Here is an 18,477-nt window from a genome sequence, read left to right as displayed (position 1 = left end):
CGGTGACCGGAGACTCAAGTGCGGTCCTCGCCGAACCCGCCGAGGGGGCGGGCGGAGGTCAGCGGAAGACTCCGGTGTGGCCGAGGGAGTAGCGGCCCGGCTGGGGGTAGACGGCGAGGCCGTGCGGGCCCTTGCCGACCTTGACGCGGGCGAGCTGCTTCCCGGTGCGGGTGTCGATCGCGTAGACCTCGGCGTCGTAGCGGCCGGAGAGCCACAGGACCTTGCCGTCGGCGGAGACGCCGCCCATGTCGGGGCTGCCGCCGTCGGGCAGGTGCCACTTCTCGGTCAGCTCGCCCTTCTCGAAGTCGAAGACGGAGACCGTGCCCTCGCCGCGGTTGGAGATGTACATCTCGCGGGAGTCACGGCTGACGTACAGGCCGTGGCAGCCCTTGCCCGTGGGCAGGAAGGTGGGCCGCGCGAAGGTGTCGCCGTCCAGGACCCACATGCCGTTCGCCTTCATGTCGGCGATGTAGAAGCGGCTGCCGTCGGGCGCGATCTTGACGTCCTGCGGCATGGCTCCGTCGAACGGCAGCTTCTGCTCGGCGACGACCTTCATCTTCTCCGTGTCGACCTTGAGGAGTTCGCCGCTGAACTCGCAGGAGACGATGAAGTAGCGGCCGTCGGGCGAGAAGTCGGCGTGGTTGACGCCGTAGCAGCTCACCGGCTCGGTGTGGACGGTCTTCATGGTGTGGGCGTCCCGGAAGACCAGTTCGCGGTCGAGGGAGGCCATGACGACGGCGTACCTGCCGTTCGGCGTGAAGTAGAGGTTGTAGGGGTCGTGGACGTCGACCGGGGCGCCCGCCCTTCCGGTCTTGGGGTCGATGGGGGTGAGGGTGTTGCCCTTGTCGTTGTTGACCCACAGCGTCTTCAGGTCCCAGGACGGCACGACGTGCTGCGGCTGCCGGCCGACCGGGATCGTGTCGGTCACCTTGTACGTCTTCGGGTCGATGACGGTGACGGTGTCCGACTCGGTGTTGGGGACGTAGACGCGGGAGGGGAAGTCCTTGACGACCGGGGAGAGCATCCCGGGGCGGTCGGCGGCGTAGACGTCCTTGGGGTCGAGGAGCGGCGGCATGCCGGGGAGGCCGTCGGGGGCGGCCTTCGCGTGGGCGGCGGCCCTCGGGGAGGCGCTCGGTGCGGCGGCCCGGCGGGCCGCGGTGCCGGCGGTGTCGTCGCCGCAGCCGGCGAGGGGCGCGAGGGCGAGGAGGAGGGCGGTGGCGAGGAGGACGCGGGTGCGAGGGGCCGGGGTGCGGGTGACGGGAGTGCGAGGGGCCGGGGTGCGAGTGGCGGGGGTGGTCGGGGTGGTCGGGGTGGCGCGGGTGGCGGGGGTCATCGGCTCAGCAGCTCCGTGGTGGTCACCGCGTGCAGGCCGCGGTGGTCGAGTCCGGTCAGGAGGGCGGGAAGGGCGGCGACGGTGTCCGGGTGGCCGAGGTGCAGGCTCACCACGGAACCGGGGCGGACCTCGTCGAGCACCGTGCGGGTGACGGCGTCGGCGCCCGGGTCGGTGTGGTCGAGGGAGTCGACGTCGTACGACAGCACGTGCGGGTAGCCCGCACGGCAGGCCAGGCGCACGACGAGCGGGGAGGCGGTGGGGGCGCGCGAGGGGCGGAACCAGGTGCCGATGGAGCCGGTGAGCCGGCGCAGGCGCCGGGCGCACTCCTCGATCTCGGCGGCGGCGTCCGCCTCGGACAGGGCGTTCACGGCGAGGTGGCGCTGGGTGTGGTTGCCCAGGTCGTGGCCGCCGTCGAGGATGCGGCGGGCGAGCGCGGGGTGCGCGTCGAGCCAGTCGCCGACGGCGAGGACGGTGACACGGGCGCCGGCCTGCTCGGCGGTGCGCAGGAGGGCCTCGGCGAGGGCGGGGTCGCCCTGCCCGTGGAAGGTGAGGGCGACACGGGGGCGGGTGCGGGGGCCGTGGGTGATCTGGGCGGGGAGGGCCGGGTAGGCGCGGGGGGCCGCGGGAGCCGCCGTGGGGGCGGGGGTGCCGGTCGGGGGGCGGGTGGTACCGGTCGGCGGGGACGCGGCGGCGGCCGTCGTGGCGGAGGGGCCGGTGGCCGAGCAGGCGGCGCCCGTGCCGGTGAGGGCGGCGGCCGCGGCGAGTCCGGCGCCGGTGCGGAGGGCCTGGCGGCGGGCGGGGGACGGGGTGTTCACCCGCACCATTTAAGGACTTCTCGTCCTAAAACCTGCCTATTCGCCCGTCCGGCGGATGGGGGTGGGTCGCGGCCGCGGCCACCTGCCGGACCGGCGGTACGCCGTCACGGCGCGCGCATCTCGAACCATGTCGTCTTGCCGCGCGGGAGGAGGTCCACGCCCCAGCGGTCGGAAAGCTCGTTGACGAGGAAGAGCCCGCGGCCACTGACGTCGAGTTCCTGTACCGGCATGAGGCAGGGCAGACCTCGGGAGGGGTCCCGCACCTCCACCCGGATCCGGCCGCGGCGGCGCCGCATCCGCAGCCCGAAGGCGCGGGCGCCGGTGTGCCGTACGGCGTTGCCCACGAGCTCCGAGACGAGCAGGACGGCGTCCTCCGTCAGCTTGGGGCCGAGCCCCCAGTGGCGCAGCAGGACGACCTGGGCGAGCCGGCGGGCGGTGGCGGCGGACTCCGGCAGCGACGGCAGCGGAACCTCCGCCTCCGTGGGGTCGCCGAACAGGTCCAGCGCCTTCAGCGCCCGTTCGTCCTCGACCGCGGGCGTCCAGCGCGCGGCGGTCGCACGCCCTTGCCCCCGCGGCTGATCGATGCCCTCCAGCCCCGCCATACCCTCATCATGACCGTCCGGCGGAAGCTACGGGCCGGTTCACACGGAATCCACCCGCACGACGCCGGATGAGACGCCGTGTCAACTGCAAGAGGGGCGGCATAACGAGCGGGACACGGTGGGGCGGGGACGGGTGGCCGGGGGACGGTGGCGTCGTCGTTAGCGCGCGTTAACCTGCGTGCATGACCGTACATCTCGAAGTCGCCGAAGGCATCGGTACGATCCGGCTGGACCGGCCGCCGATGAACGCGTTGGACGTGGCCACGCAGGACCGGATCAAGGAGCTCGCGGAGGAGGCGGGGGACCGCGCCGACGTACGGGCGGTGATCCTCTACGGCGGGGAGAAGGTGTTCGCGGCCGGCGCGGACATCAAGGAGATGCGGGCCATGGACCACGCCGCGATGGTCCTGCGCGCCCGCGCCCTCCAGGAGTCCTTCACCGCCGTGGCCCGCATCCCCAAGCCGGTCGTGGCCGCCGTGACGGGGTACGCGCTGGGCGGGGGCTGCGAGTTGGCGCTCTGCGCGGACCATCGCATCGCCGCGGACAACGCGAAGCTGGGCCAGCCGGAGATCCTGCTCGGGCTGATCCCGGGTGCGGGTGGCACCCAGCGGCTGTCCCGGCTGATCGGGCCGTCCCGGGCGAAGGACCTGATCTTCACGGGGCGTCAGGTCAAGGCGGACGAGGCCTTGGCGCTGGGGCTCGTGGACCGGGTCGTTCCGGCCGGGGAGGTGTACGAGGCGGCGCATGCGTGGGCGGCGCGGTTGGCGCGGGGGCCGGCGCTCGCGCTGCGGGCGGCCAAGGAGTCGGTCGACGCGGGTCTTGAGACCGACATCGAGACGGGGCTGGCCGTCGAGCGGGGCTGGTTCGCGGGGTTGTTCGCCACGGAGGACCGCGAGCGTGGGATGCGGAGCTTCGTGGAGGAGGGGCCGGGGAAGGCGAAGTTCGTCTGAGGGTGCGGAGGGGGTGGGGGCGGGGAGGCTTTTTTCGCCCCCACCGCCCCTGCCCTTCCCGTCCTCCGGGGGCTGCGCCCCCGGCCCCCCTACGGAGCCTCGCTCCGTTGTGCGCCCACGCGGCGGAGCCGCATATCGGCACAGCCCCGCGCCCCTCAAGGACGGCTCACGCCGTCCAGTCCTCCCAGGACATGTTCCAGCCGTTCAGGCCGTTGTCCGGGGACACCGTCTTGTCGTGGGAGTGCTTGACCACCACCACGTCACCGGTCATCGAGCGGTTGAAGAACCACGCCGCCGAGACGCCGCTGTCGTAGCCGCCCTTGACGTCGCGCAGGCCGATGCAGCCGTGGCTGGAGGCGTAGTTGCCGAAGGTGCCGCCGCCCCAGTAGTTGCCGTGGATGAACGTGCCGGAGGTGGTCAGGCGCATGGCGTGCGGGACGTCCTTGATGTCGTACTCGCCGCCGTAACCGACCGTCTCGCCGTTCATCCGGGTCACCGTGAGGCGCTCGGTGATGACCATCTGGCCGTTCCACGTGTCGTAGCCGGGCTTGCCGGTGGTGACCGGGATGGTCTTGATGACCTTGCCGTCGCGGCGGACGGTCATCTTCTGGGTCTTGACGTCGACCGTGGAGATCTGGCTGCGCCCGATCGTGAAGTCGACCGTCTTGGCCTGCTTGCCGTAGACGCCGGGCCGGCCCTCGACGCCGTCGAGGTTCAGCGTGACGCTGACCTTGGTGCCGGGCTTCCAGTACTCCTTGGGCCGGAAGTCGAGCCGGTCGTTGCCGAACCAGTGGCCGCGGACCTCGACGGCCGGCTCGGTCTTGATGGTGATCGCCTTCTCGACGTCCTCCGGGTGCGTGATGCCCCGGGTGAAGTTGACCGAGAACGGCATCCCGACGCCGACCTTGCTGCCGTCCTCCGGAGTGAAGGCGCCGGTGAAGGTGGCCTTCGGGGTCAGCGTGGTGAAGCTGGACTTCTGGGTGGTGCTGCGGCCGCCGGAGTCCTTGGCGACCGCGCTGACGGTGTAGCGGGTGTGCGTGGCCAGGTGGCCCGAGGGCGTCCAGGTGGCGCCCCCGCCGGTTATCTTTCCGTCGACCTCCCGGCCCTTGGCGTCCTCGACGCTCACCTTCGTCAGTGTGCCCTTGGCCGCGGTGACCTTCAGCGCGCCGGTGGTGGCCACGCCGTCGGCGCCGTTCTTCGGCGCGATCGTCACGACGGCCTGCGGGGAGGCGCTCTTCGCGCTGCCCGCGTCCTTGCCGCCGCTCGCCGAGTCCGCGTCGGACCCGCCGCCCCCGCCGCACGCGGTCACCGCGAGCAGCAGTGAGCCGAGCAGCGCCGCCCGGACCGTCCCCCTGCCGCCGCGTATCCGTGCGCCAACCGACGCCCCCTGGATCGGTCGTCTGTTCACTTGTCGTTCTCCCCTCGCACGGCCTGTCGAGGCCCGCACTCCAGCGCGTCATACGCGCGTACTGCGCAAATGAATCACACGGCCGGGCCCGCCGGGCCCCCGCGATTGTCACTGTTCAGTCCCAATTCGCGCCGAACGCCGGTCCGCCGGGGTGCGCGCGGGGTTCCGGCCCCGCGGGTGCCCCCACCTGTCATGTCTCCGCTTCGGCCACCCCGGGAAACGTGAGTGCGTGCCACGCTCTGGGCAGAACCTTGGGGAGGACGACGCGACGAGGTGCCGCGGCCGGGACGCCGTGCGCCCTTTTCCGCGCCGCCCCACGGAGCCGCGGGAGGCCTACCGGTGTCGAGCGCAGCCGAGCAGGAGGCAGTACAGAGAGCGGCGGGGCACGCGCGCCGCCGGGACGCCGTGCTGAACGGCGCCCCGCGCGAGGCGCCCGCGCCACCGGTGTGGCCGGGGGCGCCGACCCCGCTCGGCGCGCGGTTCCGCACCGGCCCGGACGGCGCCGTGGGCACCAACTTCGCGCTGTGGGCGGGCGGGGCGGAGGCGGTCGAGCTGTGCCTGTTCGATGAACGGGGCGGGGAGACCCGGGTTCCGCTGGCCGAGCTGACGCACGAGATCTGGCACGGGTTCGTGCCCGGCGTCCGCCCCGGGCAGCGCTACGGCTACCGGGTGCACGGCCGCTGGGACCCGTGGACCGGCGCCCGCTGGAACCCGGCCAAGCTGCTCCTCGACCCCTACGCCCGCGCGGTGGACGGGGAGTTCGCGCTGCCGCCGGAGGTCTACGGGCACGTACGGGACTGGCCCGAGCAGCATGTCGCCGACACCGTGCGCGACGAGCGGGACTCCGCGCCGTACGTCCCCAAGGGCGTCGTCGTCCACGACGGCGACGACTGGGCCGACGACCACCGGCCCAAGACCCCCTGGGCGGACACCGTCCTGTACGAGCTGCACGTACGCGGCTTCACCAAGCTGCACCCGGAGATCCCGCCCGAGCTGCGCGGCACGTACGCGGGGCTGGCGCACCCGGCGGCCCTCGCGCACCTCACGCGGCTCGGCGTGACGGCGGTGGAGCTGCTGCCCGTGCACCAGTTCGCGCACGAGGACCATCTGCTGCGCCGGGGCCTGCGCAACCACTGGGGCTACAACTCCATCGGCTACTTCGCCCCGCATGCGGCGTACGCGGCCTCGGGGACGGCGGGGCAGCAGGTCGGCGAGTTCAAGCGGATGGTGCGCGCGCTGCACGCGGCGGGGATCGAGGTCATCCTCGACGTGGTCTACAACCACACCGCCGAGGCGGGCGAGCTGGGCCCGACGCTCTCCCTCAAGGGCATCGACAACCGCGGCTACTACCGCCTCCAGCCGGACGTGCGGCGCTACGCCGACTACACCGGCTGCGGCAACACCCTGCACGTCGTCCAGCCGCATGTGCTGCGCCTGATCACCGACTCGCTGCGCTACTGGGTGACGGAGATGGGCGTCGACGGCTTCCGCTTCGACCTCGCGGCGGCACTGGCCCGCTCGATGCACGACGTCGACATGCTCTCCCCGTTCCTCGCGGTGATCGCCCAGGACCCGGTGCTGCGCCGGGTGAAGCTGATCGCCGAGCCGTGGGACGTCGGCTCGGGCGGCTACCAGGTGGGCGCGTTCCCGCCGCTGTGGACGGAGTGGAACGACCGCTACCGGGACGCCGTGCGCGACTTCTGGCGGCACGCGCTGCCGGACGTGCGGGAGATGGGCTACCGGCTCTCCGGCTCCAGCGACCTGTACGCGTGGGGCGGGCGCCGCCCGTACGCCTCCGTCAACTTCGTCACCGCGCACGACGGTTTCACGCTGCGGGACCTCGTCTCCTACGAGCGCAAGCACAACGAGGCCAACGGGGAGGGCAACCGGGACGGCAACGACGACAACCGCTCCTGGAACTGCGGGGCCGAGGGCGAGACGGACGACGAGGGGGTACGGGCGCTGCGGCGCCGGCAGCTGCGCAACCTGCTGACCACGCTGCTGCTGTCCACGGGTGTGCCGATGCTCGTCGCGGGCGACGAGATGGGGCGGACGCAGGGCGGCAACAACAACGCGTACTGCCAGGACAACGAGACCGGGTGGGTCGACTGGAGCCTGCTGGACGAGCCCGGGTGGCGGGCGCTGTCCGATCTGACCGCGCGTCTGATCGCGCTGCGGCACGCGCACCCGGTGCTCCGGCGCCGGGCGTTCTTCTCCGGGCGGGCGCACTCGGCCGACGGGCTGCGGGATCTGGCGTGGTTCACGGCGCGGGGGGAGGAGATGACGGAGCCGGACTGGTACGCGCCGGCGGCGACGCTGGGGATGTATCTGTCGGGGCGGGACATTCCGGGGCGGGACGCGCGGGGGGAGCCGGTGGTGGACGACAGCTTTCTCGCGGTGCTGCACGCGGGGGGTGAGGGGGTGTCGTTCGTGTTGCCGGGGGTGCCGTGGGGGGAGCGGTACGAGGTGGTCGTCGACACGGGGCGGGAGCCGCAGGATGCGGCTCCCGGGGAGGTGTACGCGGGGGGTACGGCGGTGACGGTGCCGGGGCGGACGGTGCTGCTGCTGCGGGTGGTGGCGTAGGCGCTCTTTCCTCGCCCCCGCCGCCCCTACCCGTCCCATCCCTTCAAGGGGCTCCGCCCCTTGGACCCCGAACGCGCGGGTGGGTGGGGCTTCTCGCGCAGTTCCCCGCGCCCCTATCAGGGGCGCGGGGAACTGCGCGGGCAACCGACCACGACCCGCACCCGCCGACGAACCCACCCACCCGCGCTCTCCCGCGCGCTCTTCCGGGGGTTACCCCAGGATTCCGCGGTCGTACGCCGCGGCTACCGCCGCCGCGCGGTCCTTCACGCCCAGCTTGGCGTACAGGTGCGTCAGGTGCGTCTTCACCGTCGCCTCACTGATGAACAGCGCCCGCGCGATCTCCCGGTTCGACGTGCCCTTGGCGACGAGCGCCAGGACCTCCCGCTCGCGGGAGGACAACGGCTCACCCCCGGGCCCCGGCGCCCGCACCGCCGACACCAACCGCGTCGCCACCGCCGGCGACAGCACCGTCCGCCCGCGCGCGGCGGCCCGTACCGCCGTGAACAGTTCCTCCCGGGGCGCGTCCTTGAGCAGATAGCCCGTGGCCCCGGCCTCGATCGCCGGCAACGTGTCGGAATCCGTGTCGTACGTCGTCAGCACGAGCACCTTCGCCCGCACCCCCCGCCGCCCCAGCTCCCGGATCGCGTCCACCCCCGACCCGCCCGGCATCCGCAGGTCCATCAGCACCACGTCCGGATCGAGCGCGACGGCCCGCTCGACCGCCTCGAGACCGCCCGACGCCTCCCCCAGCACCGTGAACCCGGGCGCGGACTCGAACATGCCGCGCAGCCCGTCCCGTACGACGGGGTGGTCGTCGACGACGAGCAGGGAAATGGGCGTGTCGGAGGCCGGGTCATCGCTCATGGCGTACCAACGGTACGCGAGCCGACACCGCCGTGCCCTGCCCCGGCTCGGACTCGACGGCGACGGAGCCCGCGATCCGCTCGGCGCGGGCCCGCATGCCGTCGAGGCCGAAGCCGCCGCCGCGGGTGCGGGCGGGGACGGCGGCCGGGTCGAACCCGGTGCCGTCGTCGCGGATGTCGAGGCTGACCTCGTCGCCCATGAAGGACAGGGTGACGCCGACCCGGCCGGCGCGGGCGTGCCGGGCGGCGTTGGAGAGGGCCTCCTCGGCGATGCGGAGCAGGGTCGCGGAGACCTCGTCGTGGAGGTGCTCGGCGGTGCCGGTGACGGTGAAGTCGGCGCGCGCCCCGTTGCGCTCGCCCCATTCGGCGACCGTCTTGCGCAGGGCCTCGGGCAGCCCGTCGGCGGCGAGGGCGACGGGGGCGAGGTTGTGCACGGAGCGGCGGGCCTCGCCGAGGCTGTGCCGGGCCAGCGCGGCGGCGCGCTCCACATGGGTGCGGGCGGTGGCCGGGTCGGGAGTGCCGGCGACCACCTGGAGCTGGGCGATGATGCCGGTCAGGCCCTGGGCGAGGGTGTCGTGGATCTCGGCGGCGAGCCGGCGGCGTTCGTCGGCGATGCCCGCCTCGCGGGCCTGGAGGAGCAGCTGGGCGTGGAGCGCCGCGTTCTCGTCGAGGGCCTGTTGCAGCGCGGTGTTGGCGCGTTCGAGGGCGCCGATGGTCTCGGCCTGGGTGGCGGCGCGGGTCTGCTCCTGCTCGGCGTACCGGGTGAACACGCTGACCATGCAGACGTTGACGCCCAGGACGAGGAAGAAGCCGAGCCAGAGGACCAGTCCGTGCGGCGGCCAGCCGCCGATCTCGCTGCCTGCCATGGTGACGGCGGTGAGGACGAGCCCGGGCATCACCAGCCGGCGCGGCAGCTCCCGGGCCGCGGTGTAGTAGCCGATCACGGCGTAGAAGGCGAAGAACGGGTTGGCCCAGGTCAGTACGAAGGCGAGGGCCCAGCGCAGGAAGTAGAGGAGGACACCGGTCCGACTCGGGCCCGGGTGCCTCCGCCTGGCCCGTCCCCAATAGAGCTGTAGCGCGACGCCCAGGGGCACGAGGACGGCGCACAGGAGCGTCGCGGACCGGCTCATTCCGATGGGCGCCGCGGAGAGGGCGGCCGCGACGACGCCCGCGGCCAGCAGCACCCAGGGCCCCCAGACGTCGAAGGAGGCCCGGTACTGCGGGTGCGTGGCGCTCGTCATGGACCCAGTGTCCGGCACGGTCCCGCCCACCCCGCCGCTCATTCCCAGCGGAACCAGCGCGCGGCCCCGGCGGTGAGCAGCACCGTCCAGGCGGCGAGCACGCCCAGGTGGGACCAGCCGGGCCAGTCCCCTGCGGCGGCCTCGTTCAGGGCCTGGGCGGCGGCGCCGAACGGCGTCCACCCGACGATCCGGGCCAGCACGTCCGGCATGTTCTGCACCGGCACCCACAGGCCCGCGCAGAACATCATCGGGAACAGCACCGCGCTGCCCACCGCCCCGGCGATCTTCGTGGTGCGGGACAGCGCGGAGACCAGCGAGCCGAGCGCCAGCGCGACCGCGACGCCGAGCAGCAGCGCGAGCGCGTACCCGAAGCCCTGCGCGGGCAGCCGCACGTCGAAGGCGAGCCGGCCGACGAGGAGCGCGAGCAGCGCGGAGGCGAGGGCCGCGCCCGCGAAGACCACCATGTGCGCGAGGAGCAGCGCGGCGGGCCGGACCGGGGTGGTGGACATCCGGCGCAGGATGCCGCGCTCGCGGTAGCCGGTGAGGACCTGCGGCATGCCCTGCAACCCGCCGAGGATCATGCCGAGCAGCACGGTGACGGGCACATAGGTGTCGACGAGGCGGAGCCCGCCGAGGGAGTCGTCGTGCTGCCGGAAGGAGGGGACGGAGCCGAGGATCGCCAGCAGGAGGGCGGGGAAGCAGACGATCCAGAAGAGGGCGCCGGGTTCGCGGCGGAACAGGCGTATCTCGGTGCGCAGGACGGCGGGGTTGAGCAGCGCGGTGTTCATGCCACGTCCTCCGTGAGGTCGAGGAACGCGTCGTCGAGCGTGGCGTCGGTGACGCGGAGCTGGTGGGCGGTGATGCGGTGGCGGGCCAGGAGGGTGAGGACGGCGTCGACGGTGGCGTCGGTGCCGGACAGGGTGAGCCGGCCGTCCTTGTGCGCGACCGAGGCGAGCTCGGGGAGCGCGGCGAGCAGTTCCTCGTCCAGGGGCGCGGACGGGGTGAAGCTGATGACGGTGGCGCCCGCCGAGCGCCGGATCAGGCCCTGCGGGGTGTCCAGGGCGGCGATCCGGCCCTTGTCGAGGACGGCGATCCGGTCGCAGAGCCGCTGCGCCTCCTCCATGAAGTGGGTGACGAGCAGGACGGTGACGCCGCCCGCGCGGACGTCCTCGATGAGCTGCCAGGTGTCGCGCCGGGCGCGCGGGTCAAGTCCGGTGGTCAGCTCGTCCAGGACGACGACACGGGGGTCGCCGATCAGGGCGAGCGCGATGAACAGCCGCTGCTTCTGGCCGCCGGACAGCTTCGCGAACCGGGTGGTGAGCTTGGCGTCCAGGCCCAGGCGTTCGGCCAGGGGGCGCCAGTTCGCGGGGCGCGGGGCGAAGGAGGCGTACAGCTCCAGGGCCTCGCGGACGGTGAGTTTGGCCTGGAGCTCGGATTGCTGGAGCTGGACGCCGAGGACCCGGGTGACCTGCTCGTGGTCGGCGACGGGGTCGAGCCCGGCGACCCGGACCCGGCCGGCGTCGGGCACCCGCAGGCCCTCGACGCACTCGACGGTGGTGGTCTTGCCGGCGCCGTTCGGGCCGAGGACGCCGAAGATCTCGCCCTCCTCGACGGTGAAGGAGACGCCGTCGACGACGTTCCGGCCGCCGTAGGACTTGCGCAGGCCGCTGACTTCGATGACGGGCTCGGTGGAGGTGGAGGCGGAGGTGAAGGCGGAGACCGGGGTGGCGGGCATGACTCCAGGGTGGCGGCGGGCGGGGTGCCGGCACATCGCCCGTCCCGCTCGGGCCGGCATCGTCCGATCGGTTGATGCGGGGGTACGACCGGACGGGGCGGCCGGGGGCCCCGCGCGATCCGTGCGACGAGGGCCGGCGGGGGCCCCACGCGCCGTGCGACGGGGGCCGGCGGGGGCCCCGCGAGCCCGTGCCACGGGGGCCCCGCCGGGGCGCGGGCCTGGGGGGGCGTAGGTCCTTCGGACCAGGGCGGTCCGGCCGAAACTCGGTGGGCACTGTCAGTGGCGATCCGTACAGTCGCTCCTGATGTCCGAGACCCGTGCCACCCCCACCGACCGCTCCACCGACCGCTCCGCCGTCCGCACCCTGCTGCGCCTGTGGCCGTACGTGCGGCCGGTGCGGGTGCGGCTGTTCACGGCCGCGTTCGTCGCGATAGTCGCCTCGTGCGTGGGGCTGGTGATCCCGCTGGTCCTGAAGTGGATGGTGGACGGCCCGGTCGCGGACCGGGATTCGCGGGGGGTGTGGCTGGGCGCGCTGTATCTGCTGCTGCTCGGGGTCGCCGAGGCGCTGCTGTTCGGGCTGCGGCGGTGGCTGGTGGCCCGCCCGCTGTCGCAGGTGGAGGCGGAGCTGCGGGCCGACCTGTACCGGCACCTCCAGCGGCTGCCGGTGGCCTTCCACGACCGGTGGGCGTCCGGACAGCTGCTGTCCCGGGGGACGACGGACCTGATGCTGCTGCGCCAGTTCCTCGCCTTCCCGCTGACGTTCCTGCTGGTCAACGGCGTGACGATCCTGGTGGGCGTGGTCATCATGCTGGCCCAGGACTGGGCGCTGGGGCTGGTGATCCTGGGGCCGGCGGTGCCGGTGATGATCGTGTGCGCGATGTTCGAGCGGCGGTACTCGCTGGTGGCGCGGCGGGCGCAGGACCAGGTGGGCGATCTGACCACCGTGGTCGAGGAGAGCGTGCTCGGCATCCGCATCGTCAAGGGCTTCGGCCGGCACCGCAGCCAGGCGCGCGCCTTCCGCGAGCTGTCGGGGACGCTGCGCGGGACGGAACTGGCGAAGGCGCGGCTGCTGGCGTCGATCTTCGCGGTGATGGTCACCCTGCCCGAACTGGCGATCGGCGCGGCGCTCGTCCTCGGGACGGTGCGGGTGGCGGACGGCACCCTGTCCGCGGGCACGCTGGTCGCCTTCCTGTCGACGGCGCTGGCGCTGCGCTGGCCGGTGGACTCCATCGGCTTCCTGCTGGCGATGAGCCAGGAGGCGGCGACGGCGACAGCACGGTACTTCGAGGTGATGGCGGAGGACGAGGAGAGCGGGGCGGACGACGCGGCCGGACGGGCGGACGGGGCCGTGGGGGTTCCCGACCCGCCCGACGGCGTGCTGTTCGACGGGGTGCGGTTCCGGTATCCGGACGCCCCGGCCGACTCGCCGCCCGTCCTGGACCGCATCGACCTGCACATCCGGCCCGGCGAGACGATGGCCCTGGTCGGGGCGACGGGCAGCGGCAAGACCACGCTGACGGCGCTCGTCCCCCGGCTGCACGAGGCGACGGAGGGGCGGATCACGCTCGACGGGCGGGACATCACCGCGATGCCGAGACAGGAGCTGCGCACGCTGGTGGCCATGGCGTTCGAGGAGCCCACGCTGTTCTCGGCGTCCGCGGGCGAGAACGTCCTGATGGGCGCCCCGGACACGGCGGGCGAACCCGAGCTGGAGCGGGCGCTCGCGGTGGCGCAGGCGGACTTCGTGCACGCGTTGCCGCAGGGCACCGGGACACAGGTGGGCGAGCAGGGCCTGAGCCTGTCCGGCGGTCAGCGCCAGCGGCTGGCGCTGGCCCGCGCGGTCGTCGGCCGGCCCCGCTTCCTCGTCCTGGACGACCCGCTGTCCGCGCTGGACGTCCACACGGAGGCCGCGGTCGAGGCGGCGCTGCGCCGGGTACTGGCCGGCACGACGGCACTGGTCGTGGCCCACCGCCCCTCCACGGTCCTCCTCGCCGACCGGGTCGCGCTGCTCTCCGCCGGCCGTATCACCGCCGTCGGCACCCACCACGAACTCCTCCGCGACAACGCGGAGTACGCCCATCTGATGTCGGGCGCGGAGGCGGAGCCGGGGCAGGGGCCGGCGCCGGCCCCTGCCGACGCCGCCCCGTCCGCGACACCTGCCGCACCTGCCGCACCCGCCGCCCCGGCAACGGAACCGGAGGTCCGCCGATGACCGCGCCCACGACCGCCGCCGGACCGAACGACGAGGAGGCCGCGGCGGGCGGGGCCGCCGTGACCCCCGACGCCCCGTCCGGGCCGGCGGGCTCCGGCGACCCGTTCGACCGGGACGCCCTCCCCGCCCCGCCCGGCGCGACCGGCACCCTCCTGCGCTCCCTGCTCGCACCGATGCGCCCCCGCGTGGTGCTCACCGTCGCCCTGCTCCTGGTCCAGCAGGCGGCCGCGCAGGTCGGTCCGCTGCTCGTGGCGTACGCCATCGACCGCGCCGTACCCGCGTTCCGGGACGGCCGGCACGGGCCGCTGATCGCGGTGGCCGTCGGCTATCTGGTCGCGGCGGCCGCCTCCGGCGCGTTGCAGTACGCCTTCATCGCCTCCTCCGCCCGGGTCAGCCAGGACGTGCTGCTCGATCTGCGCGGCCGGATCTTCCGGCACGCCCAGGCGCTGAGCATCGACTTCCACGAGCGCTACACCTCGGGACGGCTGATCTCCCGCTCCACGACCGACGTCGAGTCCCTGCGCGAGCTCCTCAACGAGGGGTTGCAGGAGCTGGTCATGGTGATCCTCTCCTTCGTCTACATCTCGGCGATGCTGCTCTGGCTGGACCTCGGCCTGGGCGCGGTCGCGGTGGCCTCGTTCGTGCCGCTGTACGGGCTGGTCCGGATGTACCGGCGCCGGGTGGGCCGGGTGTTCCGGCTGCGGTCGACGGCGATCGCGGCGGTGATCGTGAAGTTCGCGGAGACGATGAACGGCATCCGCCCGGTCCGCGCGTTCCGCCGCGAGGCCGTCAACGACGCCGACTTCCGCGTACTGAACCAGCGCCACGCCCGCGCCAACGGCGACGGCATGCTGGAGATGGCCCGCTATGTGATCGGCTCCCGGCTGGTGGCGAACACGGCGGTGGCCGGGATGGTGCTGTGGGGCGCCCACCGGGTGGCGGACGGCACGCTGGCGCTGGGTGTGCTGGCGGCGGCCGTGCTGTATCTGCGGCGGCTGTACGACCCGATCGACCGGCTCGGCATGTTCCTCAACTCCTATCACTCGGCGGCGGCCTCGCTGGAGAAGATCGCGGGGCTGCTGGCGCAGCGCCCCTCGGTGCCGGAGCCCGCCGAACCGCTGCCGCTGCCGCCGGCCCCGTCGGAACTGCCGGGGCGCGAGGTGGTGTTCGACGGCGTGCGGTTCGCGTACCGCACGGGCGGCGAGGTGCTGCCCCGCTTCTCACTGACGCTGCCGGCCGGGCAGACGGTGGCGGTGGTCGGTTCCACGGGTGCGGGCAAGTCGACGCTGGCGAAGCTGCTGGCCCGCTTCTACGACCCGACCGAGGGCCGGGTACTGCTCGACGGCGTCGATCTGCGCGCGCTGAGCACGGCGGAGCTGCGGCGGGGCGTGGTGATGGTGACGCAGGAGGCGTTCCTGTTCTCCGGCTCGGTCGCGGAGAACATCGCGCTCGGGCGCCCGGACGCGACCCGGGAGGAGATCGAGCGGGCCGCGAAGGCGATCGGCGCGCACGACTTCATCGCCGCGCTGCCCGACGGCTACGACACGGACGTCCGCAAACGGGGCGGCCGCATCTCGGCGGGCCAGCGCCAACTGGTCGCGTTCGCCCGCGCGTTGCTCGCCGACCCCGGGGTGCTGATCCTCGACGAGGCGACCAGCTCCCTGGACGTACCGGGCGAGCGGGCGGTGCAGCGGGCGATGGAGACGGTGCTGCGGGGCCGTACGGCGGTGGTCATCGCCCACCGCCTGTCGACGGTGGAGATCGCGGACCGGGTCCTGGTGATGGAACACGGCCGCGTGGTGGAGGACGGCACCCCGTCCACCCTGATCACCGGCACGGGCCGCTTCGCGGACCTGCACCGGGCATGGCGGGAGAGCCTGGCGTAGGAACCGCCGGGCGACTGCCGGGGAACCGCCGTCGGAGGAAGGCGGTGCGTATGCGGCGCTGTGGCGCTCCTGGCACGGCGAGGGAAAGGTTTCGGCCAGCGGGGCCGATTCGGCCGGTGTGACGGAACGGGCGGAGGGTGCGGGAGAGGCAGCCGGCGCACGGCCGGGGCGCGCCGGCTGAGCGCCGGTGAGGACAACCGGCGTCCGGGACTGACGCACGGTCAAGTCCTTGCACGCAGGCCGTCCTTCGCGCTACCGGCCGCCACACGCCCGCCGGCGCCACTCCGCCCGCCGCCGGCCGGCGGTCCCCGCAGCCCGACAGAAGATCCGTTCCGCATTGCGTACACCGATCTTCACTTGCCGGACGATTTTCGGCCAACGTCTCGACAGGGTCCTGACATGCACACGTCTTCAATGTCACTCTTCCAGCGCACGGCTCACCGCACCGCAACTTCACTCGTCCGCGAGGTCCCCCACGCCTCACGGGCACCCCCACACAAGGAGCTTGCGTGACTCCCCTCTACGCGCGTCACAAGCGCACCACTCTGGCCATCGCCACCGCCGTCGCGGCCGGAGCCCTGCTGACCACCGGTCTGACCACCGGGGCAGCCGCACAGACCCCCGCCGACCAGGGCGGTTCCACCCTCGCCGCGGCACCGCTGAAGCTGTCGGCGAGCGCACGCACGAGCCTCGTCCGGCAGGCCGAGGCCGCCGCGCCCGACACGGCGCGGCAGATAGGTCTCGGTGCCAAGGAGAAGCTGGTCGTCAGAGACGTCGTCAAGGACGCCGACGGCGCCGTCCACACCCGCTACGAGCGCACCTACGCCGGCCTGCCGGTGCTCGGCGGCGACCTGGTCGTGCACGAGTCCGCCTCCGGCGCGACGAAGAGCGTGACCAGGGCGACGAAGGCCACCATCAAGGTCGCCTCGGTGACCCCGAAGGTCGCCGCGTCCAAGGCCGAGAAGCAGGCCCTGACCGCCGCGAAGGACGCCGGCTCCGCGCAGACCGACGCCGACCGCGCCCCCCGCAAGGTGATCTGGGCGGCGAGCGGCACCCCCGTGCTGGCGTACGAGACGGTCGTCGGCGGCCTCCAGGACGACGGCACCCCCAACGAGCTGCACGTCATCACGGACGCCGCCACCGGCAAGAAGCTCTACGAGTACCAGGGCATCGAGACCGGCACCGGCAAGACCCTGTACTCGGGGACCGTCACCCTGAGCACCACCAAGTCCGGCTCGACGTACCAGCTGTACGACACCACGCGCGGCGGCCACAAGACGTACAACCTGGCCCACCGCACCTCCGGCACCGGCACGCTGTTCACCGACGCGGACGACGTGTGGGGCACCGGCGCGGCCTCCAGCTCCTCGACCGACCAGACGGCCGCCGCCGACGCGGCCTACGGCGCGCAGGAGACCTGGGACTTCTACAAGAGCACGTTCAACCGCAACGGCATCAAGAACAACGGCGTGGGCGCGTACTCCCGGGTCCACTACGGCAGCAACTACGTCAACGCGTTCTGGGACGACAGCTGCTTCTGCATGACGTACGGCGACGGCTCCGGGAACAACCACCCGCTGACCGCGCTGGACGTCGCCGGCCACGAGATGAGCCACGGCGTCACCTCGGCCACGGCGGGCCTCAACTACAGCGGTGAGTCCGGCGGCCTGAACGAGGCCACCTCGGACATCTTCGGCACCGGCGTGGAGTTCTACGCGAACAACTCCTCCGACAAGGGCGACTACCTCATCGGCGAGGAGATCGACATCAACGGCGACGGCTCGCCGCTGCGCTACATGGACAAGCCCAGCAAGGACGGCGGCTCCGCCGACTACTGGTCCTCCTCCGTGGGCAACAAGGACGTGCACTACTCGTCCGGCGTCGCCAACCACTTCTTCTACCTGCTGTCCGAGGGCAGCGGCGCGAAGACGATCAACGGCGTCAGCTACAACTCGCCGACGTCCAACGGCTCCACGGTCACCGGCATCGGCCGCGCCAAGGCGCTTCAGATCTGGTACAAGGCGCTGACGACGTACATGACGTCGACCACCAAGTACTCCGGCGCCCGCACGGCGACGCTGAGCGCGGCGTCGGCCCTGTACGGCTCGGGCAGCACCGAGTACAACGCGGTGGCGGCGGCTTGGAGTGGCGTCAACGTGAACTAGTGGCGACACTCGTCCAGGTGGGCCGCCCCCGGCGCGACGTGCGCCGGGGGCGGCTCTACCCTTGGGCCCCATGTCGTTCACGTACGAGGATGTCGGCGCGACGCGGGAGCCCGAGCACTGCCCGCCCGGGTACCACCGCCTGCACGTGCGCTCGCGCGTCGGCGAGGGCGAGGGGGTGTTCCGCCGCGCCACCGAGGCGCTGTTCGGCTGGGAGATGCACCGCGCGGTGGGCGTCGGCATCAGCGACGGAACACCGGCGGCGGCACCGGGTGTCGACGTCACCGTCGTACTGGGCGGGCTGATCAAGGCCCCGTGCCGGGTGGTGTGGACGCTGGACGAGCCGCGCCGCCGGGGCTGGGCGTACGGCACGCTGCAAGGGCATCCGGAGCAGGGCGAGGAGTCGTTCGTGCTCGACCGCACCGGGGACGGCACGGTGTGGCTGACGGTGACGGCGTTCAGCCGGCCGGCGAAGTGGTACGCGCGGGCGGGCGGCCCGGCGGTACGGGGCCTGCAACACGCCTACGCCCGCCGCTGCGGCGCGGTGCTGCGCCGGCTGACGGCGGCCGAGAACGAGGCGGGGCTGCTCTAGTAGTGCTTCGTTACGTTGGGTGATCTCGCCTGGTGTTGGGCATCTTCTCGGTATGAGGTTGGGGGAGGTGGAACGGCTCCGGGGTGAGTTGGCGG

14 protein-coding genes are annotated in these 18,477 nt (G+C 73.1%); 6 read left to right on the top strand and 8 right to left on the bottom strand.

Annotated elements, in window-relative coordinates:
* Nucleotides 1-58: 58 nt before the first annotated feature.
* The 3 genes from IO29_RS14035 to IO29_RS14025 form a co-directional block, all read right to left on the bottom strand.
* On the bottom strand, nt 59-1,333 hold the full coding sequence (locus tag IO29_RS14035) for a YncE family protein (protein ID WP_051742676.1): 1,275 nt from the start codon (nt 1,331-1,333) through the stop codon (nt 59-61).
* Nucleotides 1,330-2,157, bottom strand: a complete 828-nt coding sequence (locus tag IO29_RS14030; protein WP_037840545.1) for a polysaccharide deacetylase family protein — start codon at nt 2,155-2,157, stop codon at nt 1,330-1,332. The genes IO29_RS14035 and IO29_RS14030 overlap by 4 nt, the downstream gene beginning before the upstream one ends.
* A gap of 95 nt (nt 2,158-2,252) precedes the next feature.
* Nucleotides 2,253-2,750 carry an ATP-binding protein gene (locus IO29_RS14025; protein WP_030383223.1) on the bottom strand — a complete coding sequence of 166 codons (498 nt, stop codon included), beginning with the start codon at nt 2,748-2,750 and terminating at the stop codon, nt 2,253-2,255.
* Nucleotides 2,751-2,932: 182 nt separating this feature from the next.
* Here IO29_RS14025 and IO29_RS14020 point away from each other — a divergent pair, with 182 nt between their 5' ends.
* The gene (locus tag IO29_RS14020; RefSeq protein WP_030383224.1) at nt 2,933-3,700 is read left to right on the top strand and encodes an enoyl-CoA hydratase/isomerase family protein; all 768 of its coding nucleotides are present in this window, start codon (nt 2,933-2,935) and stop codon (nt 3,698-3,700) included.
* A 166-nt stretch (nt 3,701-3,866) separates the two neighbouring features.
* On the opposite strand, the gene IO29_RS14015 is transcribed toward IO29_RS14020, so the two are convergent.
* Entirely contained in the window at nt 3,867-5,108 is a 1,242-nt protein-coding gene (locus IO29_RS14015; RefSeq protein WP_030383225.1) for a L,D-transpeptidase, read from the bottom strand.
* 339 nt (nt 5,109-5,447) lie between these two features.
* Here IO29_RS14015 and glgX point away from each other — a divergent pair, with 339 nt between their 5' ends.
* Complete coding sequence (gene glgX / locus IO29_RS14010) at nt 5,448-7,691, top strand: glycogen debranching protein GlgX (RefSeq protein WP_030383226.1); 2,244 nt, start codon at nt 5,448-5,450, stop codon at nt 7,689-7,691.
* 210 nt (nt 7,692-7,901) lie between these two features.
* Here glgX and IO29_RS14005 read toward each other — a convergent pair whose 3' ends face one another.
* The 4 genes from IO29_RS14005 to IO29_RS13990 are packed head-to-tail and all read right to left on the bottom strand — an operon-like array spanning nt 7,902 to nt 11,530.
* Entirely contained in the window at nt 7,902-8,555 is a 654-nt protein-coding gene (locus IO29_RS14005) for a response regulator (RefSeq protein ID WP_030383227.1), read from the bottom strand.
* Nucleotides 8,545-9,795 carry a sensor histidine kinase gene (locus tag IO29_RS14000; protein WP_030383228.1) on the bottom strand — a complete coding sequence of 417 codons (1,251 nt, stop codon included), beginning with the start codon at nt 9,793-9,795 and terminating at the stop codon, nt 8,545-8,547. Before IO29_RS14000 ends, IO29_RS14005 begins: the two co-directional genes overlap by 11 nt.
* A 38-nt stretch (nt 9,796-9,833) precedes the next feature.
* Nucleotides 9,834-10,583, bottom strand: a complete 750-nt coding sequence (locus IO29_RS13995) for an ABC transporter permease (RefSeq protein ID WP_030383229.1) — start codon at nt 10,581-10,583, stop codon at nt 9,834-9,836.
* Nucleotides 10,580-11,530 (bottom strand): ABC transporter ATP-binding protein, encoded by a 951-nt coding sequence (locus IO29_RS13990; protein WP_051708015.1) that lies wholly within the window; start codon nt 11,528-11,530, stop codon nt 10,580-10,582. The genes IO29_RS13995 and IO29_RS13990 overlap by 4 nt, the downstream gene beginning before the upstream one ends.
* 304 nt (nt 11,531-11,834) lie before the next feature.
* Between IO29_RS13990 and IO29_RS13985 the strand changes: the two genes are divergently transcribed.
* The 4 genes from IO29_RS13985 (at nt 11,835) to IO29_RS13970 (ending at nt 18,382) form a co-directional block, all read left to right on the top strand.
* A complete protein-coding gene (locus IO29_RS13985) occupies nt 11,835-13,742 on the top strand; it encodes an ABC transporter ATP-binding protein (RefSeq protein ID WP_033226875.1) in 1,908 nt (635 codons plus the stop codon).
* On the top strand, nt 13,739-15,628 hold the full coding sequence (locus tag IO29_RS13980) for an ABC transporter ATP-binding protein (RefSeq protein WP_030383232.1): 1,890 nt from the start codon (nt 13,739-13,741) through the stop codon (nt 15,626-15,628). Before IO29_RS13985 ends, IO29_RS13980 begins: the two co-directional genes overlap by 4 nt.
* Nucleotides 15,629-16,137: 509 nt before the next feature.
* Nucleotides 16,138-17,793, top strand: coding sequence for a M4 family metallopeptidase (locus tag IO29_RS13975; RefSeq protein WP_030383233.1), 1,656 nt, complete (start codon nt 16,138-16,140; stop codon nt 17,791-17,793).
* Between the two features lie 70 nt (nt 17,794-17,863).
* Nucleotides 17,864-18,382, top strand: a complete 519-nt coding sequence (locus tag IO29_RS13970; protein WP_030383234.1) for a DUF1990 domain-containing protein — start codon at nt 17,864-17,866, stop codon at nt 18,380-18,382.
* The last annotated feature ends 95 nt before the right edge of the window (nt 18,383-18,477 follow it).

It is taken from the genome of Streptomyces sp. NRRL F-6676, assembly GCF_000725625.1.
GTDB lineage: Bacteria > Actinomycetota > Actinomycetes > Streptomycetales > Streptomycetaceae > Streptomyces.
This window is presented reverse-complemented; position numbering and strand designations above follow the sequence as displayed.